This window comes from Aeromicrobium sp. Leaf291 (assembly GCF_001423365.1).
In the GTDB taxonomy this organism is placed as follows: Bacteria; Actinomycetota; Actinomycetes; order Propionibacteriales; family Nocardioidaceae; genus Aeromicrobium.
Genome location: NZ_LMNM01000004.1, coordinates 1 through 23,631, shown reverse-complemented (window position 1 = coordinate 23,631; position 23,631 = coordinate 1). Strand labels below are relative to the sequence as shown.

The 23,631-nt window shown below is 72.9% G+C and carries 21 protein-coding genes and 1 rRNA gene; 17 read left to right on the top strand and 5 right to left on the bottom strand.

All coding sequences use genetic code 11. The features are described 5' to 3' along the window. The first annotated feature begins 40 nt into the window (after positions 1 to 40). From argC to ASF35_RS16880, 11 genes are all read left to right on the top strand, one after another. Positions 41 to 1,099: an N-acetyl-gamma-glutamyl-phosphate reductase gene (gene argC, locus ASF35_RS16930; RefSeq protein WP_055970356.1), complete on the top strand. Its 1,059-nt coding sequence runs from the start codon at positions 41 to 43 to the stop codon at positions 1,097 to 1,099. 118 nt (positions 1,100 to 1,217) lie between these two features. After that, on the top strand, positions 1,218 to 2,420 hold the full coding sequence (argJ, locus tag ASF35_RS16925; protein WP_055970354.1) for a bifunctional glutamate N-acetyltransferase/amino-acid acetyltransferase ArgJ: 1,203 nt from the start codon (positions 1,218 to 1,220) through the stop codon (positions 2,418 to 2,420). An 8-nt stretch (positions 2,421 to 2,428) separates the two neighbouring features. Then, a complete protein-coding gene (gene argB / locus ASF35_RS16920) occupies positions 2,429 to 3,439 on the top strand; it encodes an acetylglutamate kinase (RefSeq protein ID WP_082480847.1) in 1,011 nt (336 codons plus the stop codon). Next, positions 3,436 to 4,683, top strand: coding sequence for an acetylornithine transaminase (locus tag ASF35_RS16915; RefSeq protein WP_082480848.1), 1,248 nt, complete (start codon positions 3,436 to 3,438; stop codon positions 4,681 to 4,683). The genes argB and ASF35_RS16915 overlap by 4 nt, the downstream gene beginning before the upstream one ends. Then, a complete protein-coding gene (gene argF, locus ASF35_RS16910; protein WP_055970352.1) occupies positions 4,680 to 5,603 on the top strand; it encodes an ornithine carbamoyltransferase in 924 nt (307 codons plus the stop codon). Before ASF35_RS16915 ends, argF begins: the two co-directional genes overlap by 4 nt. Before the next feature lie 7 nt (positions 5,604 to 5,610). Further along, positions 5,611 to 6,150, top strand: coding sequence for an arginine repressor (locus ASF35_RS16905; RefSeq protein ID WP_055970349.1), 540 nt, complete (start codon positions 5,611 to 5,613; stop codon positions 6,148 to 6,150). Further along, entirely contained in the window at positions 6,147 to 7,589 is a 1,443-nt protein-coding gene (gene argH, locus ASF35_RS16900) for an argininosuccinate lyase (RefSeq protein ID WP_082495584.1), read from the top strand. Before ASF35_RS16905 ends, argH begins: the two co-directional genes overlap by 4 nt. Then, complete coding sequence (locus tag ASF35_RS18405) at positions 7,586 to 7,828, top strand: DivIVA domain-containing protein (RefSeq protein WP_055970347.1); 243 nt, start codon at positions 7,586 to 7,588, stop codon at positions 7,826 to 7,828. The genes argH and ASF35_RS18405 overlap by 4 nt, the downstream gene beginning before the upstream one ends. A gap of 67 nt (positions 7,829 to 7,895) precedes the next feature. Further along, positions 7,896 to 11,774, top strand: a complete 3,879-nt coding sequence (locus ASF35_RS16890) for a Pls/PosA family non-ribosomal peptide synthetase (protein ID WP_055970345.1) — start codon at positions 7,896 to 7,898, stop codon at positions 11,772 to 11,774. Continuing rightward, positions 11,771 to 13,084 carry a M1 family metallopeptidase gene (locus ASF35_RS16885; RefSeq protein ID WP_055970343.1) on the top strand — a complete coding sequence of 438 codons (1,314 nt, stop codon included), beginning with the start codon at positions 11,771 to 11,773 and terminating at the stop codon, positions 13,082 to 13,084. Before ASF35_RS16890 ends, ASF35_RS16885 begins: the two co-directional genes overlap by 4 nt. Further along, on the top strand, positions 13,081 to 13,656 hold the full coding sequence (locus tag ASF35_RS16880) for a DNA-3-methyladenine glycosylase (protein ID WP_055970341.1): 576 nt from the start codon (positions 13,081 to 13,083) through the stop codon (positions 13,654 to 13,656). The genes ASF35_RS16885 and ASF35_RS16880 overlap by 4 nt, the downstream gene beginning before the upstream one ends. A 31-nt stretch (positions 13,657 to 13,687) precedes the next feature. Here ASF35_RS16880 and ASF35_RS18555 read toward each other — a convergent pair whose 3' ends face one another. The 3 genes from ASF35_RS18555 to ASF35_RS16870 all read right to left on the bottom strand — a co-directional run bounded on the left by ASF35_RS18555 (position 13,688) and on the right by ASF35_RS16870 (position 16,162). After that, on the bottom strand, positions 13,688 to 13,819 hold the full coding sequence (locus ASF35_RS18555; protein ID WP_255353835.1) for a hypothetical protein: 132 nt from the start codon (positions 13,817 to 13,819) through the stop codon (positions 13,688 to 13,690). A 94-nt stretch (positions 13,820 to 13,913) separates the two neighbouring features. Further along, entirely contained in the window at positions 13,914 to 14,579 is a 666-nt protein-coding gene (locus ASF35_RS16875) for a response regulator (protein WP_082480850.1), read from the bottom strand. Beyond that, positions 14,576 to 16,162 carry an ATP-binding protein gene (locus ASF35_RS16870; RefSeq protein ID WP_055970339.1) on the bottom strand — a complete coding sequence of 529 codons (1,587 nt, stop codon included), beginning with the start codon at positions 16,160 to 16,162 and terminating at the stop codon, positions 14,576 to 14,578. Before ASF35_RS16870 ends, ASF35_RS16875 begins: the two co-directional genes overlap by 4 nt. Before the next feature lie 82 nt (positions 16,163 to 16,244). Between ASF35_RS16870 and ASF35_RS16865 the strand changes: the two genes are divergently transcribed. Genes ASF35_RS16865 through ASF35_RS16850 form a run of 4 tightly spaced genes read left to right on the top strand, consistent with a single transcriptional unit; the run spans position 16,245 to position 19,682 of the window. Further along, on the top strand, positions 16,245 to 17,279 hold the full coding sequence (locus ASF35_RS16865; protein WP_055970337.1) for a tripartite tricarboxylate transporter substrate binding protein: 1,035 nt from the start codon (positions 16,245 to 16,247) through the stop codon (positions 17,277 to 17,279). Beyond that, on the top strand, positions 17,276 to 17,800 hold the full coding sequence (locus ASF35_RS16860; RefSeq protein WP_055970334.1) for a tripartite tricarboxylate transporter TctB family protein: 525 nt from the start codon (positions 17,276 to 17,278) through the stop codon (positions 17,798 to 17,800). The genes ASF35_RS16865 and ASF35_RS16860 overlap by 4 nt, the downstream gene beginning before the upstream one ends. Continuing rightward, complete coding sequence (locus ASF35_RS16855; protein ID WP_082481947.1) at positions 17,800 to 19,299, top strand: tripartite tricarboxylate transporter permease; 1,500 nt, start codon at positions 17,800 to 17,802, stop codon at positions 19,297 to 19,299. Before ASF35_RS16860 ends, ASF35_RS16855 begins: the two co-directional genes overlap by 1 nt. Continuing rightward, complete coding sequence (locus ASF35_RS16850; RefSeq protein ID WP_055970329.1) at positions 19,296 to 19,682, top strand: universal stress protein; 387 nt, start codon at positions 19,296 to 19,298, stop codon at positions 19,680 to 19,682. The genes ASF35_RS16855 and ASF35_RS16850 overlap by 4 nt, the downstream gene beginning before the upstream one ends. 221 nt (positions 19,683 to 19,903) lie before the next feature. On the opposite strand, the gene ASF35_RS16845 is transcribed toward ASF35_RS16850, so the two are convergent. Continuing rightward, positions 19,904 to 20,551, bottom strand: coding sequence for a DsbA family protein (locus tag ASF35_RS16845; protein WP_055970325.1), 648 nt, complete (start codon positions 20,549 to 20,551; stop codon positions 19,904 to 19,906). A 36-nt stretch (positions 20,552 to 20,587) separates the two neighbouring features. Beyond that, on the bottom strand, positions 20,588 to 21,670 hold the full coding sequence (locus ASF35_RS16840; protein ID WP_055970322.1) for an acyltransferase: 1,083 nt from the start codon (positions 21,668 to 21,670) through the stop codon (positions 20,588 to 20,590). Between the two features lie 68 nt (positions 21,671 to 21,738). Here ASF35_RS16840 and tyrS point away from each other — a divergent pair, with 68 nt between their 5' ends. Together tyrS and ASF35_RS16830 are read left to right on the top strand one after the other, a co-directional pair. Continuing rightward, complete coding sequence (tyrS, locus tag ASF35_RS16835) at positions 21,739 to 23,049, top strand: tyrosine--tRNA ligase (RefSeq protein ID WP_055970319.1); 1,311 nt, start codon at positions 21,739 to 21,741, stop codon at positions 23,047 to 23,049. Between the two features lie 480 nt (positions 23,050 to 23,529). After that, positions 23,530 to 23,631: ribosomal RNA gene (locus ASF35_RS16830) — 16S ribosomal RNA — on the top strand; the annotation flags it as partial.

Here is a 23,631-nt window from a genome sequence, read left to right as displayed (position 1 = left end):
ACGCGCCCACCCGACCGATCGAACCTGACAAGGTGGACCGATGACGACCTTCACAGCAGCCGTGGCCGGAGCCAGCGGCTATGCCGGCGGCGAGGTGCTGCGGCTCCTCAGCGCCCATCCCGACGTCGAGATCGGTGCGGTCACCGCCGCGTCGAGCGCCGGGTCGCGCCTGGGCGAGCACCAGCCGCACCTGGTGTCGCTCGCCGACCGCGTGATCCAGCCGACCGACGCCTCCACGCTCGGCGGGCACGACGTCGTGTTCCTCGGCCTGCCGCACGGCGAGTCCGGACGCATCGCGGCCGAGCTCGGTGACGACGTGCTCGTCATCGACTGCGGCGCCGACCACCGTCTGGAGAGCGCGGAGGACTGGACCGCGTTCTACGGCAGCGAGCACGCCGGCACGTGGCCCTACGGCCTGCCCGAGCTGTTCGTGGGCACCGGCCGCCAGCGTGACCACCTCGCCGGTGTCCGCCGCATCGCCGTCCCCGGCTGCAACGTCACCGCCGTGACCCTCGGCCTGCAGCCGGCCGTCTCCGCCGGGATCGTGGCGGCCGACGACCTCGTGGCAGTGCTCGCCAACGGCTTCTCCGGCGCCGGCAAGGCGCCCAAGGCCCACCTGCTCGCCTCCGAAGGATTGGGTGCCGCCTCGCCCTACGGCGTCGGCGGTGTGCACCGGCACGTGCCCGAGATCGTGCAGAACCTGACGAAGGCCGGCGGCGAGGGCGTGACGATCTCGTTCACCCCCACGCTCGTCCCGATGGCCCGCGGGATCCTCGCCACGTCCACGGCGCGGCTCGCCGACGGCGTCGACGCGGCTCGGGTGCGGGCCGTCTACGAAGAGGCCTACGGCGGCCCGGGCCAGGGCGAGCCGTTCGTCCACCTGCTGCCCGAGGGCCAGTGGCCCACCACGGCCGCGACGCTCGGCGCGAACACGGCGCAGCTGCAGGTCGCCGTCGACGAGGCAGCCGGCCGGCTCGTCGTGACGAGCGTCATCGACAACCTGGTCAAGGGCACCGCCGGCGGCGCCATCCAGTCCATGAACCTCGCCCTGGGTCTCCCCGAGACCACGGGCCTGTCGACCACGGGGGTCGCACCATGAGCGAGCGTCAGCTGGGGGCACCACCCTGCACGGAGCGAAGCGGAGTGCTTGGGGGCGTGAACGAGGAGCACCTCATGCCGGCACTCTCGTACCGTGCTCTTCCTTCGGGGGTGGCGGCATGAGCGTGACGCGTGCGCAAGGCTTCCGGGCAGCCGGCGTGGCTGCCGGCCTGAAGTCCACCGGCGCGCCCGACGTGGCGCTGGTCGTCAACGACGGCCCGTCGACCGCCGCTGCCGCCGTCTTCACGAGCAACCGCTGCCGCGCGAACCCCGTGATCTGGAGCGCCGAGGCGATCCGCACCGGGTCGGCACGGGCCGTCGTGCTCAACTCCGGCGGAGCGAACTGCTACACCGGCGCGGAGGGGTTCCAGCTGACCCACGCCACCGCCGAGCTGGTCGCGGAGCTCCTGTCCGACGGGGGTTCCGGGCCGCGGGCGGAGAACGGCGCCGTCGGGGCCATCGACGTGCAGGTGTGCTCGACCGGCCTGATCGGTCTGCTGAACGACCGCGACGACCTGCTGGCCGGCGTGCGCGCGGCGCACGCCGAGCTGTCCGACGACGGGGGAGCGGCGGCCGCGACGGCGATCATGACCACGGACTCGGTCTCGAAGCAGGCCGCGGCGGAGGGCAGCGACGCCGAGGGGCGGACCTTCACGGTCGGCGGCATGGCCAAGGGAGCCGGCATGCTGGCGCCGGCCCTGGCGACCATGCTCGTGGTCGTCACCACCGACGCCGACGTCGACGCCGCCACGCTCGACACCGCGCTGCGCGGTGCGACGCGGGTGACCTTCGACCGGCTCGACTCCGACGGCTGCCAGTCGACCAACGACACGGTGCTGCTGCTCGCCAGCGGCGCCTCGGGTGCGACGCCTTCCGTCGAGGCGCTCACCGAGCAGGTCACGGCGGTGTGCCACGACCTCGCGCTGCAGCTGCTGGCCGATGCCGAGGGTGCCGACCACGAGATCGCCATCGAGGTCCTCAACGCCGCGACCGAGGACGACGCTGTCGAGGTCGCGCGCTCGGTGGCGCGCAGCAACCTGTTCAAGACGGCGATCTTCGGCAAGGACCCCAACTGGGGCCGCATCCTCGCCTCCGTCGGCACGACCGACGCGACGTTCGACCCCGCCGACCTCGACGTCGCCCTCAACGGAGTCTGGGTGTGCCGCGACAGCGGACCGGGCGAGTCCCCCGACGCGGTCTCGCTCGAGGACCGCGCCGTGACGGTCACGATCGACCTGAAGTCGGGCGAGAGCACTGCCACGGTCTGGACCAACGACCTGACGCACGCCTACGTGCACGAGAACTCGGCCTACTCCTCCTGAGGACCACCATGACGACACCCGACGACACCCCCCAGACCGACGACGCCACCCAGGCCGACGCCGAGCCCGAGGCCGGTCACAGCCGCGAGGAGTGGCAGGAGCACACCGAGAAGGCCGCCGCCCTCGCCGGCGCCCTGCCGTGGCTGAAGCGCTACCACGGCAAGGTCGTGGTGGTGAAGTACGGCGGCAACGCCATGACCGACGAGTCCCTGAAGCAGGCGTTCGCGGAGGACATCGTGTTCCTGCGCCTCGCCGGCTTCAAGCCGGTCGTCGTCCACGGCGGCGGCCCGCAGATCAGCTCCATGCTCGACCGGCTCGGCATCGAGTCCGAGTTCCGCGGTGGCCTGCGGGTCACCACGCCGGAGTCCGTGGACGTCGTGCGCATGGTGCTCACGGGCCAGGTCGGACGTGAGCTCGTCGGCCTGCTCAACCGGCACGGCGCCCTCGCGGTCGGCCTCTCCGGCGAGGACGCCGGTCTGTTCACCGCGACGACGACCCGTCCGGTGATCGACGGTGTCGAGACCGACATCGGACTCGTCGGCGAGGTCACCCACGTGCGCCCGGAGGCCGTGCAGGACCTCATCGACGCCGGGCGGATCCCGGTCGTCTCCACCGTCGCGCCCGACGCGTCGGGCCAGGTCCACAACGTCAACGCCGACACCGCGGCGTCGGCCCTGGCCGTCGCGCTCGGCGCCGAGAAGATGCTCGTGCTCACCGATGTGGAGGGGCTGTACCGGGACTGGCCCGACAGCACCGACGTCATCGGCGAGATCTCCCCGGAGGCGTTGCGCGAGATCCTCCCGGGGCTCGCGTCGGGGATGATCCCCAAGATGACGGCCTGCCTGAAGGCCGTCGAGGGCGGCGTCAAGGGCGCCACCGTGGTCGACGGCCGCGAGCCGCACGCCGTCCTGCTCGAGATCTTCACCGACGAGGGCGTCGGCACCCAGGTGCTGCCCGGCGTCGAGACCCGCATCCGTACCGCGCTGTACTCCACGAGCGCACCGAAGGAGCCCTCGTGACCGGACAGCAGGACCAGACGTCGGCCCGGGCCGACCTTCCCTTCGCCTCGCAGGGTCGCCCCGAGAGCGGCGACTCCTGGACCGAGCGCTACCGCGGCGCGGTGATGAACACCTTCGGCGACCCCCAGCGGGTGCTCGTGCGCGGTGAGGGCAGCACGGTCTGGGACGTCGACGGCAACCACTACCTCGACCTGCTCGCGGGCATCGCCGTCAACGCCCTCGGACACGCCCACCCGGCGATCGTGAAGGCCGTCACCGAGCAGCTGGGCACCCTCGGCCACGTGTCGAACTTCTTCACCACCGAGCCGCAGGTGCGCCTCGCCGAGCGCCTCGCCGCCCTGCTCGACGCGGGCGACGGCGTTCCCGTGCGCACGTTCTTCGCCAACTCCGGCACCGAGGCCAACGAGGCCGCCTTCAAGGCGACCCGTCGCACGGGCCGCACCACGGTCGTCGTGGCGGAGGGCAGCTTCCACGGCCGTTCGATGGGCGCGCTCGCGCTCACGTCGAAGGCCGCCTACCGCGAGCCGTTCGAGCCGCTGCCCGGCGACGTGCGCTGGGTGCCCTACGGCGACGCCGAGGCCCTGTCCGCAGCGGTCGACGACACCGTGGCCGCCGTGCTCCTGGAGCCCATCCAGGGCGAGGCGGGCGTCGTCGTGCCGCCCGACGGGTACCTGGCGCACGCCCGCGCCGTCACGCACGAGCACGGCGCGCTGCTGTGGATCGACGAGGTGCAGACCGGTGTCGGGCGCACCGGCGCGTGGTTCGCGTTCCAGGAGTCCGGCATCGTCCCCGACCTCGTGACGCTGGCCAAGGGTCTCGGCGGCGGGTTCCCGATCGGTGCGTGCATCGGCGTCGGCGAGGCCGCCACGCTCCTCGGTCCGGGCAACCACGGCACGACGTTCGGCGGGAACCCGGTGGCCTGCGCCGCGGCGCTCGCAGTGCTCGACACGATCGAGGCCGATGGACTGCTCCAGCACGCCGTGGCGCGAGGCGACCAGCTGGCGTCCGTGCTCGAGCAGCACCCCCGGGTCGTCGAGGTCACCGGCCGCGGCCTCATGCGCGGCGTGGTGCTCACCGAGCCCCGCGCGGCCGACGTGCAGAAGGCCGCACTCGACGCCGGGCTCGTCCTGAACGCACCCACGCCCGACCGGCTGCGCATCGTCCCGCCGCTCGTGCTCACCGAGGCCGAGGCGGCCCACGCGGCGACGACGCTGTCGGCGGTGCTCGCGGAGGTGCTGGCATGACCCGCCACCTGCTGCGCGACGACGACCTGACGCCCGCCGAGCAGGCCGAGGTGCTGCAGCTCGCGCTGCGGATGAAGGCCGAGCCCTTCGCCCACCGACCGCTCGAGGGCCCGCGGTCCGTCGCGGTGGTCTTCGACAAGTCGTCCACCCGGACCCGCGTCTCGTTCTCCGTCGGCGTGGCCCAGATGGGTGGGCACTGCGTCATCCTCGACGCGGCCACCACGCAGGCGGGCCGGGGCGAGCCGGTGGCGGACACCGCCCGGGTGCTGGGCCGCATGGTCGACGCCGTCGTGTGGCGCACGTACGCGCAGGCGGGCCTGGAGGAGATGGCCCGGCATGCCGGCGTGCCCGTCGTGAACGCGCTGAGCGACGACTTCCACCCGTGCCAGCTGCTGGCCGACTGGCTCACCGTGCTCGAGCACAAGGGTCCGCTGGCAGGCCTGACGGTGGCCTACGTCGGGGACGGCGAGAACAACATGGCCCACTCCTACGTGCTGGGCGGTGCCGTGGCGGGCATGCACGTGCGGATCGGTGCGCCCGACGGGTACGCGCCGGCCGCGCACGTCGTCGCGGACGCCGAGAAGGTCGCCGCGTCCACCGGGGGATCGATCCTGCTCACCGACGACCCCGCCGAGGCCGTCGCCGGTGCCGACGTCGTCATCACCGACACCTGGGTCTCCATGGGCCACGAGGCAGAGAAGGCCGAGCGGCAGGCGATCTTCGGTCCGTACGCCGTCACGGGTGCGCTGCTCGAGCACGCCGACCCCGACGCGATCGTCATGCACTGCCTGCCGGCCTACCGCGGCCTCGAGATCGCCGAGGACGTGCTGGAGGGACCCCGCAGCGTCGTGTGGGACGAGGCCGAGAACCGTCTGCACGCTCAGAAGGCGCTGCTCGCCTTCCTGCTGGAGCGGTCCTGAGGAGCGCGTGGCCGTGAGCATCCCCGACACCAAGCCCGCGCGCCAGCGGCTCATCATCGACCTGCTCGGGCGGACGGCGGTGCGCTCGCAGGCCGAGCTGGTCGCGCTGCTGCAGGAGCACGGCGTCACGGCGACGGCCTCCACGGTCTCGCGCGACCTCGTCGACCTCGACGCCGTCCGCGTGCGCAACTCCGCGGGAGCGCTGGTGTACGCCGTGCCGGCCGAGGGGGGCGACCGCACACCGCGCGCGGCCGAGGACGGGCCGGCGTCGCAGCAGCGCCTCTCGCGGTTGCTGCGCGAGCTGCTCGTGTCGGCCGAGGCGTCGGCCAACCTGGTCGTGCTGCGCACGCCGCCCGGCGCGGCGCAGTTCCTGGCCTCCGCCGTCGACCACACCGGGCAGGCCGACGTGCTGGGCACCATCGCCGGCGACGACACGGTCATGATGATCTGCCGTGACCCGGACGGCGGCGCCGCCGTCGCGGCCCGGTTCACCGAGCTCGCCGAGCTCCCCACCGACACCCGATCCACGAGCGAGGGGACACCATGAGCGACACCGACGACGACCTGACCCGCCCAGCCGCGGGCGACGACGCCGGAACGGGAGACTCCCGCCTGTGGGGCGGTCGCTTCGCCGGCGGCCCGTCGCCGGAGCTGACCGAGCTCTCGCGCTCGACGCACTTCGACTGGCGGCTCGCGCCGTACGACCTGCGTGGCTCGCGGGCGCACGCCCAGGTGCTGCACGCCGCAGGCCTGCTGACCGACGACGACCTGGCCGCGATGCTCCAGGGGATCGACGCGCTCGACGCCGACGTCGCCTCGGGCGCGTTCACGGCCGACCCGGGTGACGAGGACGTGCACTCGGCGCTGGAGCGCGGGCTCGTCGAGCGACTCGGGCCCGATCTCGGCGGACGCCTGCGGGCGGGTCGCTCCCGCAACGACCAGGTCGCCACGCTGTTCAAGATCTACCTGCGCGAGCACGCCCACCGGATCGGCGACCTGCTCCGGGACCTGGTGACCGCCCTGGCGGACCAGGCCGAGCAGCACCTCGGTGCGCCCATGCCGGGACGCACCCACCTGCAGCACGCCCAGCCGGTCCTGCTGTCGCACCACCTCCTGGCGCACGCGTGGCCGCTGGTGCGCGACCTCGACCGCCTCGCCGACTGGGACGACCGCGTGGCCGACGACTCGCCGTACGGGTCGGGCGCGCTGGCCGGGTCCTCGCTCGGGCTGGACCCCGAGAAGGTCGCGGCGAGCCTGGGGTTCACCGGCTCCACCGCCAACTCGATCGACGGCACGGCCGCACGCGACTTCGTGGCGGAGCTGGCCTTCGTCCTCGCCCACGTGGGTGTCGACGTCTCCCGGCTGGCCGAGGAGATCATCCTCTGGAACACCAAGGAGTTCGACTTCGTCACGCTCGACGACGGGTACTCGACGGGGTCGAGCATCATGCCGCAGAAGAAGAACCCCGACATCGCCGAGCTCGCCCGCGGGAAGGCCGGTCGGCTGATCGGCAACCTCACCGGGCTGCTGGCCACGCTGAAGGCCCTGCCGCTGGCCTACAACCGCGACCTCCAGGAGGACAAGGAGCCGGTCTTCGACTCCGTCGACACCCTCGAGGTCCTGCTGCCCGCCTTCACCGGCATGGTCCGCACGCTCACGTTCCACACCGAGCGCATGGCCGCCCTGGCTCCCCAGGGGTTCGCGCTGGCCACCGACGTCGCCGAGTGGCTCGTCCGTGAGGGTGTGCCGTTCCGCGTCGCGCACGAGCTCTCGGGGGCGTGCGTGCAGGAGTGCGAGCGCCGAGGGATCGAGCTGTGGGACCTCAGTGACGACGACTTCGCCCGCATCTCGCCCCACCTCACGCCCGGCGTGCGCAGCGTCCTGTCGCTCGAGGGCTCCATCTCCTCGCGAGACGGCCGCGGCGGCACCGCGCTCGTCCGGGTCACGGAGCAGCTCGCCGAGGTCCGGGCGCGGGTGGCGCAGTGACGGCCCCGCGCTTCCCGCTCGTCCGGTTCCGCGAGGGGTACGACGCGGGGGAGGTGGACGCCTTCCTCGCCGACGTCGAGCCGAGGGTGACCGGCCGAGCGGACGGCTCGGTCGCCGCCCTGATCCGCGAGGCGCGCTTCACCCCCGTGCGACTCCGCCAGGGCTACGACATGGGCGCCGTGGACGCCCACCTCGACGCACTGCACGCCCGGGCGGAGCGGGGCTCGCCCCGCGCCTGATCGAGGTCCCGCTCGCCGGGTCCACGTCGTTCACCGACCGTTCACGGGGGTCCGGCAGCATGCGCGGGTGCTCGACAGCGTGAGGGTCCCGGCCACGTTCCTGCGGTCGGGCCGCGCCGCACCTCCTCGGACCCTCGTGGACGTCCTGACCGCGACGGCCGACGCCCACGGCAGCGAGCCCGCCCTCGCGTGCGGCGACGTCGTGCTGACCTACGACCAGCTGCTCGAGACCGCCGGTGCCCTCGCGGACGAGCTGGGCTCGGTCGGTGTCGGCCGCGGAGCCCGGGTCGGGGTGCGCGTGTCCTCGGGGACGACGGACCTGCACGTCGCCATCCTGGGCGTCCTCCTCGCGGGGGCGGCCTACGTGCCGATCGACGTCGACGACCCGCCGGAGCGCGCGGCCACGGTGCTGCGCGAGGCCCAGGCCGACGCGGTCGTGACCGACGGCCTCGTCGTGCGCCGCCTCCGGGACGAGGTGCGCGGGTCCGGCGCGGTCGAGCCGCCGCGGCTCGAGGACGACGCCTGGATCATCTTCACGTCGGGCTCCACCGGCACGCCGAAGGGCGTCGCCGTCACGCACCGCTCCGCCGCTGCGTTCGTCGACGCCGAGTCGGTGCTGTTCTGCCAGGACGCCCCGCTCGGTCCCGGCGACCGCGTGATGGCCGGCCTGTCCGTCGCCTTCGACGCCTCCTGCGAGGAGATGTGGTTGGCGTGGGGGCACGGCGCGTGCCTCGTCCCTGCGCCGCGCTCGCTCGTCCGCAGCGGCGCCGACCTCGCCCCGTGGCTGGTCGCCAACGACGTCAGCGTGGTGTCCACCGTGCCCACCCTCGTGCTCATGTGGCCGCCGTCGGCCCTCGACGCGGTGCGGCTGCTGATCCTCGGCGGCGAGGCGTGCCCACCGGAGATCGGCGAGCGCTTCGCCACCGCCGAGCGCGAGGTGTGGAACACGTACGGACCGACGGAGGCCACGGTGGTGGCGTGCGGCGCGCGCCTGCAGCCCGGCGAGCCCGTGCGCATCGGACTGCCGCTGGAGGGATGGGACCTCGCGGTCGTCGACGACCAGGAGCAGCCCGTGCCGCCGGGGGAGACCGGGCAGCTCGTCATCGGCGGGGTCGGGCTCGCCCGCTACCTCGACCCCGAGAAGGACGCCGCCACCTACGCGCCGATGCCCTCGCTCGGCTGGGAGCGCGCCTACCGCAGCGGTGACCGCGTCGTGCTCGACGAGGACGGTCTGCTCTTCGCCGGACGGGCCGACGACCAGGTCAAGATCGGCGGCCGTCGGATCGAGCTGGGCGAGGTGGACAACGCGCTGCTGGCCCTGCCCGGCGTCGAGGCGGCGGCCGCGGCCGTCCGCCGCTCGGAGGCCGGCAACAGCGTGCTCGTGGGCTACGTGGTGGCCGACGCGGGCTTCGACGCCAAAACCTCCCGGCCGCTGCTGCGCGAGCGGCTCCCTGCCGCGTCCGTGCCGCGGATCGCCGTCGTCGACGCGATCCCCGTCCGCACCTCGGGGAAGGTCGACCGCGACGCGCTGCCGTGGCCGCTGGAGTCGACGACGACCACGGCCCTCGACGGGACGGCCGCGCTGGTGGCCGACGCCTGGACCCGGATCCTCGGCTCGGCCGTCGGCGGGCCCGGCGACGACTTCTTCGAGGCCGGAGGGTCGAGCCTGACGGCGGCCCAGCTCGTGGCCCGGTTGCGCGAGACACACCCGGAGGTGACCGTCGCCGACGTGTACGAGGCCCCGACCGTGGGTGCGCTCGCCGCCCGGCTGGACACCCTGACGACCCCGGCGGTCGTGCAGGCGCGCGAGGTGCGTCCCGTGCCGCGCCGGTCCGCGCTCGCCCAGCTGCTGCTCCTGCTGCCCCTGCGGGCGCTAGGCGGGCTCGTCTGGATCGCCTGGCTCCTCGTCGGCGTCCAGGTGCTCGCGGTCGGCACCGGCGCACCCTGGTGGCCGGAGCCGGGCTGGCCGGCGGCGGCCTGCGCGGTCCTGGTGCTGCTCCCGCCCGTGCGGGCGCTGCTGGCCGCAGGGCTGGTGCGGCTCCTGCTGCGTCCGCTCACGCCCGGCACCCATCCGCGTGGCGGGCGTGTCCACCGTCGACTCTGGGCCGCCGAGCGCGTCGTCGAGGAGCTGCGCGTCGGGTCGCTCGCCGGCGTCGGGGCGCTCAGCCTGTTCGCGCGCCTGCTCGGCGCCAAGGTGGGGGAGGGCGTCGACCTGCACGCCATGCCGTCCCTCACCGGGCTGCTGACCCTGGGGCGCGGATCCACCGTCGAGCCGGAGACGGACCTGTCGGGCCACTGGGTCGACGGCGACCGGTTGGTCGTCGGCCCGGTGCGCGTGCGGGCCGAGGCGCGCGTCGGCGTCCGCAGCACCCTGGGTCCGGGTGTCGTGGTCGGACGGGGCGCCGAGGTCGGCGCGGGGTCCACGGTGCTCGCGGACGTCCCCGACGACGTCTACGTCTCGGGCGCGCCGTCCGTGCGCGTCGGGGAGGCGCGTGGTCCGGCCGAGCGTCACACGGCCCCGCGCCGGCGCGGCTGGCCCACCGCCTACGCGCTCACCGGGGCGGCCCTGTCGGCCGTGCCGGTGGTCGCGGTCGGCCTCACCGCGGTCGCCGTCGTGGGTGCGGCCTGGACGGTCGGCGGCCGGCCGGACGCCCTGGTCGCGGCGCTCACGCAGCTCGCCCTGCTGCTCCCGCTCGTGGCGGTGCTGTCCCTCCCGGTGCTGGCCGGACTCGTGTGGGCCGTCGTCAGGCTGGCCTCGCGCGGGGTGGTCGCGGGGGTGCACCCGATCCACGGCCGAGCCGCGTGGAGCGCCTGGACGGTGCTGCGCGTGCTGGACAGTGCCCGCGAGTGGCTGTTCCCGCTGTACTCGAGCAGCCTGACCCCGGTCTGGCTACGGGCGCTCGGCGCCGACGTCGGTCGCGACGTCGAGGCCTCGACGGTCCTGATGCTGCCGACGCTCACGTCGGTCGGTGACGGTGCCTTCCTCGCCGACGACACGATGCTCGGCATGTACGAGCTGGGAGGCGGCTGGCTGCGCGTCGAGCAGGTCAAGGTCGGCCGGCGTGCCTTCGTCGGCAACTCCGGCATGGCCGCACCCGGCCGGAAGGTCCCCGCCCGCGGCCTCGTGGCGGTGCTGTCGGCGGCACCGCGGCGCGCCAAGGCGAAGAAGGGGTCCTCCTGGCTCGGGAGCCCGCCCACCAAGCTGCGGCGGGTCGTCGGCGACGTCGACGAGGGCCGCACCTACGAACCGGGCCGACGTCTGCGCGTCGCGCGGGGCGCCCTCGAGCTCTGCCGAGTGCTGGCCGTCGTGGCGTCGGCCGCGCTCGGCCTCACCGCCGCCGCTGCCCTCCTGATCGTGGCCGACACCGCGGGCTGGTGGCCGGCCGTGCTGGTGGCCGGTCCGGTGCTGCTGGTCGTGGGCCTCGTCGCGGCCGCCGTGGCGACGGCGGCCAAGTGGATCCTGGTGGGCCGCGTCCGGGCCACCGAGCACCCGCTCTGGAGCGGGTTCGTGTGGCGCAACGAGCTGGCCGACACGTTCGTGGAGGTCGTGGCCGCGCCGTGGTTCTGCCGATGGGCCCTCGGGACCGCGGCGCTGCCGTGGTGGCTGCGCAGCCTCGGCGCCCGGGTCGGACGCGGTGTCTGGTGCGAGACGTACTGGTGGCCCGAGCCCGACCTGGTGACGGTCGGCGACGGTGCGACGGTCAACCGGGGGTGCGTGGTGCAGACCCACCTCTTCCATGATCGGATACTCAGCATGGACGAGGTGCGGCTGGATGCAGGGGCCACGCTCGGCCCCCACGGCGTGGTGCTTCCTGCGGCGCGGATCGGGCGCCACGCCCGCGTCGGGCCGGGATCACTGGTGATGCGCGGTGAGCACGTCCCGGCCGGGACCAGCTGGGTCGGCAACCCGATCGGGCCCTGGACCGACGCGACGGCACCCGCGTGAAGCGCGGCTCCGGCGACGGATCCGTCGACGAGCGCTACGTCCCGCACCACGGCGACCCGACGTACACGGTCACGCACTACGACCTCGTGGTCGACTACGTGCCCGAGTCCAACCGCCTGACCGGCACCGCCGTCCTCCAGGTCCGGGCCGTGGAGCCGCTGCGGCGGCTGCGTCTCGACCTCAACGACCTGCGCGTGCAGAAGGTGCTGGTCGACGGCGTCCGCGCCACGTACCGGCAGCACCGGGCCTGGGTGTCCGTCGAGGTCGGCCGCGAGCTGGCCGCGGGCGAGGAGGTCGAGGTGCTCGTCGCCTACGGCGGCCGGCCGCACCCCATGCGCGGCCTCGACGGCGACGCCGGCTGGGAGGAGCTGGAGGAGGGATCGATCGTGGCGTCGCAGCCGCACGGCGCGCCCTCGTGGTTCCCGTGCAACGACCTGCCGTCGGTCAAGGCGCCGTTCCGGATGGAGCTCTCGGTGCCGCAGGCCTTCAGCGTCGTCGCCAACGGCCTGCCGGGGGAGACCCGCCGCACCGCCGGACGCACGGTCCAGGTCTTCGACCAGCCCGAGCCCATGGCCACCTACCTCGCCACGGTGCACGTGGGCGACTTCGTCCAGGTCGACCAGGCCACGTCGCCGGTGCCCGTGGGCATCGTGGTCCCGCCCGACCGCCGCGAGCAGGCCGTGGCCGCGCTCGCCGACCAGCCGGCGATGGTGGCCTACTTCCACGCCGTCTTCGGGCCGTACCCGTTCGGCCGCTACCTCGCGGTGGTGACGCCCGACGACCTCGAGATCCCGCTCGAGGCGCAGGGACTCTCGATCTTCGGGCCGAACCTGCTGCACGACGGCTGGGACGCCCAACGGCTCATCGCGCACGAGCTGGCCCACCAGTGGTTCGGCAACAGCGTCACCCTCGGCCACTGGAACGACATCTGGCTGCACGAGGGCTTCGCCTGCTACGCCGAGTGGCTGTGGTCGGAGGAGTCCGGGCGCGAGAGCGCCGACGAGCAGGCCGCGCACCACCACGCGAGGCTCGCCGAGAAGGACCAGGACCTCCTGCTCGCCGACCCGGGCCCGGACCTCATGTTCGACGACCGCCTCTACAAGCGCGGCGCCCTCGCCCTGCACGCCCTGCGCAGGACCGTCGGCGACGACGCGTTCTTCGACGTCCTGCGCACCTGGACCGACCGGTTCCGGTACTCCAACGCCACCACGGACGACCTCGAGCAGGTCGTCACCGACGTCACCGGCTCGCCCCGCACCGACCTGTTCGACGCCTGGGTGAGAGGCACCGACCTCCCGGACCTGCCGTGAGCGGCACGGACGACGTCGGCGCACGGGCCGTGGGCCTGCTGGGACGTGAGCTCCACGGGCACGACGTGACGGTGCGCATCACCGAGGTCGAGGCCTACGGGGGCGTGCTGGACCCCGCGTCGCACGCCTACACCCGTACGGAGCGTTCGGAGATCATGTACGGCCCGCCCTGGCGGCTCTACGTCTACCGGTCCTACGGGATCCACTGGTGCGCGAACGTCGTGACCGGTCCGACGGAGCAGGCCGCCGCGGTGCTGGTGCGGGCCGGCGAGGTCGTCCACGGCACGGACGTGGCGAGACGGCGACGGGGCGAGGTGGCCGATCATCGGCTCGCCCGCGGACCGGGGAACCTGGCCCGGGCCCTGGGCATCAGCGCCGCGGACCTGGGCAGCGACCTGCTGGACCCGTCGTCGGGCGTGCACCTGGGGCCGGAGCGCGGCGTCGAGATCGACGTGGCGCAGGGGCCGCGCGTGGGCGTGGCGAAGGCGGCCGACGTGCCGTGGCGGTTCTGGATCGCGGGGGACCCGACGGTCTCGGCCTACCGGCGTTCCCCGCGTGCCCCGCGGCCGTGATCGAGGACGGTCCTGCCGGGTTCTGCTCGCGTCAGTGACCGAGGCGCTCGAGCAGCCGGTCGAGGGCGACGAAGGCCCCGACGAAGATCGCGCTGACGACGGACCAGCCGGCGTGCGGACGCGCGACGACCTGCGTCCGGGGGAGCGTGGCGACGGGCTGCATGCGGTGAAGCCTGCCACAGGTCCTCGGCATTGGGAAGGAGAAAGGCCCGACTGACCTGGGTCGAAGGTCCCGCGTGCGACCCTCGAGCAGGCCGTCAGGCCCGCCGGTAGCGGCGTTCCGGCCGACCCGCACCGCCGTAGCGCAACCTGACCTGCGCCTGGCCCGTGCCGACGAAGTGCTCGAGGTAGCGACGGGCGGTGACGCGGGCGAGCCCCAGCCGCTCGGCCGCGTCGGTCGCGGACAGGTCGTCGCTCCCGTCGAGCAGCCCCTCCACGAGTCGGGCCGTCTCGCGGCTCAGCCCCTTGGGCAGCGCGGCCGCGCCCGAGGAGGCGCGCGCCGCGCCGAAGGCCCGATCGATCGCCTCCTGGTCGGTCTCCCCGTCGCCGAGAGCGCGCAGTGCGCCTCGCACGCGGTGCAGGCGCTCCACGAGGTCCTGCTGCTCGAACGGCTTGACCACGTACTGCATGGCACCGCCGGCGAGTGCGGCCCGCACCGTGTCGGCCTCCCGCTCGGCCGTCACCATGACGACCCCGGCGCGACTGCCCTCCTCGCGCAGCCGCGCCAGCACCTCGAGTCCGCCCAGGTCGGGGAGGTGGACGTCGAGCAGCACCAGGTCGGGGTCCAGGTCCGCGGCGAGCCGCAACGCCTCCTGGCCGTTGGCGGCGACGCCCACCACCTCGAACCCGTCCGCCAGCTCCACGAACCGGGCGTGCAGACGGGCCACCATGAAGTCGTCGTCGACGACAAGGACCGACGTCACGAGGACTCCCAGGGCAGCACCACGCGGAACAGGCTAGGCCGCGCCTCGTCGATCGTCACCGACCCGCCCCGTCGCTCGCACAGCAGACGCACCAGCGCGAGGCCGATCCCGCGGCCGCCGAGGACCTCCGGCTTCGTCGAGAACCCTCGGACGAACACGGTCTCGCGCAGGTCGCGGGGGACCCCGTCGCCGGAGTCCTCGACCTCGATCACGAGCGCGGTGTCGTCCGCGCGTGCGTCGAGCCGGACGCGGGCCTGGGTCCGTCCCCGGCAGGCGTCGATGGCGTTGTCGACCAGGTTGCCCAGGATCGTCGTCGTGTCGGCCGAGAGGTCGGGAGGCAGCGGCGGGACCTCGCAGTCCGGCGCGATCTCGAGCAGCACGCCCGCCTCGTCGGCCTGGCTGCTCTTGGCGATGAGCAACGCGGCCGTCGCCGGGTCCTCGACGTGGTCGGCGACGTCGCTCTCGCGGTCGGCGCGGACGCCGACGATGCGGGTCACCAGGGCCCGCGCCTCGTCCGGCTCGTCCAGCTCCAGCAGTCCGGAGATCGTGTGCAGCTGGTTCGCGAACTCGTGCGTCTGGGCGCGCAGAGCGTCCGTGATCGACAGGTTGGAACCCAGCTGCTGCTGCACCGCCACGAGCTCGGTGCGGTCGCGCATCGTCACGACGCTGCCGACCCCCTCGTCACGGGTCGCCGCGCGACGTCGGTTCAGCACCAGGACGCGCTGGCCGGTGACCACCACGAGGTCGCTGGCGTCGGCGGGATCGACGAGCAGCTGCGCGAGGTGCGGCTCGAGCCCGAGGTCGCCCACCGAGCGGCCGAGGGAGGCATCGTGCAGCCCGAGCAGCTCCAGGGCCGCGTCGTTGACCATGGTCACCCGGCCGGCCGGGTCGAGACCGAGGACACCCTCGCGGATGCTGTGCAGCAGGGCCTGGCGGTGGTCGGCGAGCCTCGCGAAGTCGCGGGTCCCGAGTCCGCGCGTGCGGCGACGGACGATGCGGGAGACGGCCCAGGACCCCAGGATGCCGAGGCCGGCGCCCACGCCGAGGAACAGCGCGAGGTCCGGTGCCGCGTTGCTGGCCCGTTGCCAGGAGGAGGGGTACGTCTGCTCGACCAGCACGGCTCCGGCGAAGGTCCCCTCGTCGTCGAGGACGGGTGCGTGCCCGGTCAGCACGCGGGCACGGTCGGTCGTCACCGACCCGGTCCAGCCGCGTCCCTCGAGGACCCTGCTGTCGCCGAGCGCGGCGGTCGTCCCGACGAGAGCCGGTCGCGTGGACGCCACCACCTTCCCCCGCCGGTCGACCACGGAGGCCACGTCGGCACCGGAGAGCGAGACCGCCCGGTCGACCGCCGGAGCGAGCTCGCGCGCCGCGTCGGTCGACCCGACCCGGTCCCGCACGACCGCCACGTTGGCGAGGTACTCGGCGGCGGACCGCAGCCGCGCCCCGCGGTCGTCCTCGAAGGACCGGGTGGCCTGCTGGAAGGAGAGCACGCCGACGATCACCAGCACGAGCGCGACGACGGCGAGCTGGAGGACGAGGAACTGACCGGCCAACGTGCGTCGACCCGGTCGCGGCGACCACAACGAACACAACCTCCTTTGCGCACCCAATCGTGACGCAGGCCACGTCTGCGTCCATGCTCGGGTCGACCCACCAGGAGGTGTGATGGCCGACACAGGTCAGCGACGACCCGCACGTCGCCCCCGCAGGACACCGGACCGACGCCGCCGCTCGGCGGTCTTCGTGGCCCTCGTGCTCGCGATCGTCACCGCGCTCAGCGGTTGCGGCGTGACGCGCGGCGGCGACGACCCCGACAACCGGCGGCTGCGCATGATGATCCCGAACAGCCCCGGAGGTGGGTACGACCTCACGGGCCGTGCCGCGGCCCAGGTCCTCGAGGAGGACGGCCTCACCGGTCGGTTCGAGATCACCAACGTCATCGGCGCCAGCGGCACCGTCGCCATGCAGCGGCTGCTCAACGAGCGCGGTGCCGACGACCTCATGATGCTCATGGGGCTGGGCGTGGTGGGCGCGACCTACACCAACGACTCGCGTGCTCGCGTCTCCGACGCGACGCCCATCGCGAAGCTCGTCGAGGAGCAGGAGGGACTGCTCGTCCCGGCCGACTCGCCGTTCGAGACCGTCGACGACCTGGTCGAGGCGTGGAAGGCCGACCCGCGGTCCGTGACCGTCGGCGGCGGCTCGTCGCCCGGCGGTCCCGACCACCTGTTCCCGATGCAGCTGGCTCAGGAGCTGGGCATCGACCCGAACGACGTCAACTACATCGCCTACGACGGCGGTGGCCCGCTCACGACCGCCCTCCTGGGCGAGAAGATCCAGGTCGGCACGTCGGGCCTCGGCGAGTTCCAGGGTCAGATCGACGACGGCTCGCTACGCGTGCTCGCGGTCTCCGGCGACGACCGGCTCGAGGGCATCGACGCCCCGACGCTCACCGAGTCCGGCATCGACCTGGTCTTCACCAACTGGCGCGGGATGCTCGCGCCTCCCGGGATCGACGACGAGACCCGCGCTCTCCTGACCGAGCTGCTCACCGAGATGCACGGCACGAAGGAGTGGCGCGAGGCGCTGAAGCGCAACGGATGGATCGACGCCTTCGCCACGGGCGAGGACTTCGAGACCTTCCTGACGGAGCAGGACGAGCGCGTCGAGTCGACGCTGAAGGAGCTGGGGCTGTCATGACCACCACCCATGAGACGGCGACGGGCCCCGACGGTCCCCGGCTCGTCGACCGCGCCCAGTACGGGCTGGCGGCCTTCCTCGCCGTCGTCGGTGTCGTCGTCGTGGTCGACGCCACGGGCCTGCGACCCGGCTTCGCCGACCAGCCGGTGCAGCCGTCGCTGTTCCCCTACGTGGTCGGCACGGCCCTGGTCGTGCTGGCCGTCGCCCTGGCCGTGGCCACCAGTCGTGGCTCCGTCGCCGAGCCGGAGGGCGGTGAGGACATCGACCTCACCGAGCCCAGCGACTGGGTGACCGTTGCCAAGCTCGCCGGCGTCTTCCTCGCCAACATCCTGCTGATCGGCGTGCTCGGCTGGGCCATCACCGGCGCCATGCTGTTCGCCGGCTGCGCCTGGGCGCTCGGCAGTCGCACGCTCCTCAAGGACGTCGCGATCGGAGCCGCCCTGTCGCTGCTCACCTGGTACGGCTTCTACGTGGGCCTCGGTCTGCCGATCCCGGCCGGTGTCCTGGACGGGGTGCTCTGATGGACATGTTCATGGACGGGCTCGCCAACGCGCTGACGCCCGAGAACCTGCTCTACGCCGTCATCGGCGTGCTGCTCGGCACGATGGTCGGCGTCCTGCCCGGCATCGGCCCGGCGATGACCCTGGCCCTGCTCTTCCCGATCACCTACACGGTGCCGGTCGACAGCGCGCTGATCATGTTCGCCGGCATCTACTACGGCGGCATGTACGGCGGCTCGACGACCTCGATCCTGCTCAACACACCGGGGGAGTCCTCGTCGGTGGTGACGGCCATCGAGGGGAACCAGATGGCCAAGCGCGGCCGGGCCGCGCAGGCTCTCGCGACCGCGGCCATCGGGTCGTTCGTCGCCGGCACCATCGCCACCGCCCTGCTCGTGCTGTTCGCGCCGAAGGTCTCCTCCTGGGTCGTCGACCTCGGGGCGCCGTCCTACTTCGCGATCCTGCTGCTGGCCCTGCTCGCCGTCTCCGCGGTGCTCGGCTCGTCGAAGATGCGTGGGTTCATCGCCCTCTTCCTCGGCCTCACGATCGCCCTGGTGGGCACGTCGACCGGACAGGCGCGCCTGACCTTCGGCAGTCCTCTGCTCGCCGACGGGCTCGACGTGGTCGTCGTCGCGGTGGCGATCTTCGCGATCGGCGAGGCCCTGTGGGTCGCGGCGCACCTGCGCCGACGTCCTCTGCAGGTCATTCCCGTCGGCCGTCCCTGGATGGACCGCAAGGACTGGGGCCGCTCGTGGAAGCCGTGGTTGCGCGGCACGGCGTTCGGCTTCCCGTTCGGCGCCCTGCCGGCCGGTGGCGCCGAGGTCCCGACCTTCCTGTCCTACATCACGGAGCGCAAGCTCTCCAAGCACCCGGAGGAGTTCGGCCAGGGCGCCATCGAGGGTGTGGCCGGCCCGGAGGCCGCCAACAACGCGTCGGCGGCCGGCACCATGGTGCCGCTGCTCGCCATCGGCCTGCCGACCACGGCCACGGCCGCGATCATGCTGAACGCCATCCAGTCCTACGGCATCCAGCCCGGACCGCAGCTGTTCGCCAACGAACCAGGGCTCGTCTGGACGCTCCTGGCCAGCCTGTTCGTGGCGAACACCCTGCTGCTCGTGCTCAACCTGCCGCTGGCGCCGGTCTGGGCGAAGCTGCTGCGGGTGCCCCGGCCCTACCTCTACGCGGGCATCCTCTTCTTCGCCTCGTTGGGCGCCTACAGCGTGAGCTTCGAGCCGTTCGACCTCGCCCTCCTGCTCGTGCTGGGCTTCCTCGGCGTTGCCATGCGACGCTTCGGGCTCCCGGTCCTGCCGCTCATCGTGGGTGTCATCCTCGGCCCGTCGCTCGAGAACCAGCTCACGCAGGCGCTGGCCCTGTCCGGCGGCGAGGTCTCGACGCTGTGGAGCGAGCCCGTCGCGAAGATCGTGTACGTGGTCCTGGCGCTCGCGCTGGTCGCCCTGGCGGTCTCGACCGTCCGCGGCCGGTCCGCTCGCCGTCCCGAGAAGCAGGAGGTGTCGGCATGACGTCGACCGTGGTGGTGGCCTACAGCCCGGACGAGTACGGCGAGGCGGCCCTCGAGGCCGGCGCCGAGGAGGCGGGACGGCGAGGTGTCCCCTTGGTCGTCGTCAACGCGACGCGGGGCGACGCCTACGTCGACCCGCACTTCGCCGACGCCGACACCGTCGCCCGCCTGCGGGAGCGGCTGGGCGAGGTCGAGGTGCTCCAGGAGGTCGTCTCCGACGTCGGGGGCGAGGTGGTCCGCGTCGCCGAGGAGCGCGACGCCGAGCTCGTGGTGGTCGGGATCCGGCACCGCTCGCCCGTCGGCAAGGCCCTCATGGGCAGCGTGTCGCAGCGGATCCTGCTCGACGCGCGGTGCCCGGTCCTGGCGGTCAAGCCGCGCGACTGAGCCGTCGGTCCGCGTGTGCGGGCGGGGGCGCCGGAGGTCCGGCGCCCCGTGCTCACCTTGCGGGAGAAGGTCCTGGTCGCGGACCGCGCGGCACGGCGCGACGCGCGCGGCCCGTTGGGGTCACTCGTGCGACGGGTCGGCCACGGGGGCGTCCGGCAGGGCGCACACGCCGTCCTCGCAGGTCGCCGCGTCGTCGGCACCCACCATCTGCAGCGGCCCGCTCACGCCGAGCCCTCCGCCGCCTGGCGCAGGGCGCCGAGGAGGACCTCGGGGTCCTGGGCGCCGGAGACGCCGAGCCGGTCGTCGAGCACGAAGAAGGGGACGCCACGGATGCCGAGCTCGAGGGCACGCTGCTGGTCCGCGCGGACGTCGTCGAGGTGGGCGCCGCTCTCCAGTGCCGCCACGACCTCCTCGCGGTCCAGGCCGACCTCCGCCGCGAGGTCGGCCAGGTCGCCGACCCGACCCACGTGGCGTCCCTCGACGAAGTAGGCGGCGAGCAGCCGCTCCTTCATGGCCGCCTGCTGCCCGTGGGACCGGGCGAGGTGCAGGAGCTGGTGCGCCAGGACCGTGTTGGTGTGCTGCAGGGCGGCGAAGTCGTAGGCGAGACCCTCGTCGGCCGCCACGACCGTCATCTGGTCGAGCATGGCCACGACCTGGTCCCGCTGCATCCCCTTGTGCCGCGCGAGGAAGTCGACCTCGTCGCCCTCGAAGTCCACGGGGGTCTCGGGGGAGAGCTCGAAGCTGCGGTAGGTCACCGACACGTCGCCGCCCTCGGCGCGGAAGCGCTCGACGGCCTGCTCGAAGCGGCGCTTCCCGACGTAGCACCAGGGGCACGCCACGTCGGACCAGATCTGCACGTCCACGGTCATGGCCGCGTCAACGACGTCGGAGCGTCGGATGTTCCCTCACCAGATCGATCGCAGCGGCTTGACCCGGTCCATCAGCCAGGCGATCGCGAACGACACCACGAGCGTGATGACGACGGCCACCGGGATGCCGATGACCGGCGAGTCCTGGTACAGGCGGCCCGTCGGTCCCTCGGTGCGCACCAGGTGCAGGACGAGGGCGTGCACCAGGTAGATGCGGTAGCTCACCGCGGAGAAGATCCCGATCCACCGTGGCGCAGGCCTCGTCCGCGTGGACGGACGCGTCATGAAGGTGAAGACGCCCGCCGAGAAGAGGAGGACGGGCAGGTTCAGGTTGTCGTAGCCCCACAGCGACGGCTCGGGCTCGGCCTGCTGGCGCCACACCGCCAGCACCACCCAGACGAATCCCACGAGCGCCACCCCCGCGGGCACGACGGCAGGGACGCGGGGTGCGTGGTGGTAGAGCAGGAAACCCAGCAGGAACACGCCGACGTAGCCCGTGGGGACGACGTCGATGAAGCCTCCGTACACGGTCGGCGTGCCCGACCAGAGCAGCGGGAGGAACCGCTGGAGCAGCTCGATGCCGAGGATCAGCGCCACCGCGTAGACCAGGAGGGGGCGGCGCTCGGCCGCCGGCCGGGCGGCGATCGGTCGCAGGAGCGGTGTCAACAGGTACAGGCCGACGAGGACGTACACGAACCACAGGTGGTAGGCGACCGGTCCGCCCAGGGCGTCGCGCACGATCTGCACGGGCGCGGACGGGTCGGGCTCGCCGGCCGACCCGTTGATCAGCTCGGCGTCGCCGGTTCGCGAGGCCCACACCGCGAAGCCGACGTAGACCAGGCTCCAGGTCAGCAGGGGCACGGCGACCTTGCGGGTCTGGCGCACCAGGTCGAAGGAGCGCTCCGGCACCAGGAGCAGGGCCGCGGAGATCATGAAGAAGCAGTTGACGGCGAACCGCCCGGCCGAGTCGTACACGTTCGCGGCGTTGACGTCGGAGAGGAACGCGGTCTGCTCGCCCAGACGTGGGCCGATGACGCCCGCTCCGCCGTGCAGCAGGACGACGCCGACGGTGGCGAGGACCCGGAGTCGGTCGAAGGAGTGAACGCGTCCCTGAGCCATGGCCGCGAGTCTCCCACAGGCGGCCGAGGGCGGACGCGGGTGCAGTCGACGACGGCGAGCCGGGGACAATGGGCCCGGACCCACCCGTTCGACCTCCCAGGAGCTGTTCCGTGACCACTGCCGGAGGATCCGTCCTCGACGACCTGATCGCCCGCGGCCTCGTCGCGCACTCGACCGACCTCGAGGCGCTGCGAGCCGAGATGGACGCCGGTCCGATCGTCTACTACGTCGGGTTCGACCCCACGGCGCCGAGCCTGCACGTGGGCAACCTCCTTCAGGTCCTCACCGCTCGGCGACTCCAGCGAGCCGGCCACCGGCCGATCCTGCTGGTCGGCGGCTCGACCGGCCTGATCGGGGACCCCAAGGAGGCAGGGGAACGGGTCATGAACCCCCGCGAGACGGTTGCCGGGTGGGTCGAGCGCATCCGTGAGCAGGTGAGCCGGTTCGTCGACCTCGACGGTGATCGCGGCGCGATCCTCGTCAACAACCTCGACTGGACCGAGTCGCTCGGGACGATCGACTTCCTGCGCGACGTCGGCAAGCACTTCCCGGTCAACCGGATGCTCGCCCGCGACGTCGTGAGCAGCCGGCTCGAGAGCGGCATCAGCTACACCGAGTTCAGCTACGTCCTCCTGCAGTCGCTGGACTACCTCGAGCTGTTCCGCCGGCACGGCTGCGTGCTCCAGACCGGAGGCAGCGACCAGTGGGGCAACATCACGGCCGGGGTGGAGCTGGTGCGGCGGTCCGAGGGGCGACGTGTGCACGCCGTGGCCACGCCGCTCATCACGAAGGCCGACGGGACGAAGTTCGGCAAGACCGAGAGCGGCACGGTCTGGCTGGACCGCGAGCTCATGAGCCCCTACGCCTTCTACCAGTCCTGGATCCAGGCCGAGGACGCCAAGGTGGGGGAGTACCTGCGCCAGTTCACGTTCCTGGACGTCGAGGAGATCGCGTCGCTCGAGGCCGAGCACGCCGAGCGACCGGGGCTGCGGCTGGCGCAGCGTCGGCTCGCAGCCGAGGTGACCGCGCTGGTGCACGGCCCCGACGAGGTGGCGGCCGCCGAGCTGGCCTCGACGGCCCTGTTCGGCCGGGGCGAGCTCGCCGACCTTCCCGAGCACACGCTGGCCGCAGCCCTGGGGGAGGCCGGCGTCGTGGAGCACGACCCGTCGGACTCGGTGACGGACGCGCTCCTGGCCGCGGGACTCGTCGAGTCCCGCTCTGCCGCTCGCCGCGCCGTCGCCGACGGCGGCGCCTACGTCAACAACGAGCGCGTCACCGACCCCGAGCAGGCCCTCGGCGAGCTGACCACCGTGCACGGCTCGTGGCTCGTCCTGCGACGCGGAAAGCGCCAGATCGCAGGCGTGAAGCTGCGCGCCTGAGCGACGTGGGCCTCGTCACACGGCGTCGATTTGACCCGTCGAGACGCGCTTTTGTACGGTTCTCATGTTGCACCGCACGACGGGGAGCAAGGCCGACTGGCCGGGCGCCCGGGGCGGAGCAGCCGCTCGAACCGAAACGGTCAACGCCAGGGCATCACTGCCCGGAGACTGGCCGCCGACAACGGAGAGCGAGTGGCACGACCCGGGTTTGACCCGCGGTTCGGGGCCATGTAAGTTAGACGAGTTGCCCCGGTGGGGCAGGCCCGCACGGGCCGAACCACTGGTGTGCGTCTGATCCTTGAGAACTCAACAGTGTGCCAAAAGTCGACGAGATAATCAGTAGTAACCCTCGTCTGTGGTGTCGGGGCCCTTGTGGTCTTGATGCTGTGGCGAGTTTTGAAATTCCGACAATTGACTGTCAGCAGTCAGTTCTCAGGAATCAAACCAAGTAGTGATGTAGCTCCCTTTGGGGGTGCATTTTCAACGGAGAGTTTGATCCTGGCTCAGGACGAACGCTGGCGGCGTGCTTAACACATGCAAGTCGAGCGGTAAGGCCACTTCGGTGGTACACGAGCGGCGAAC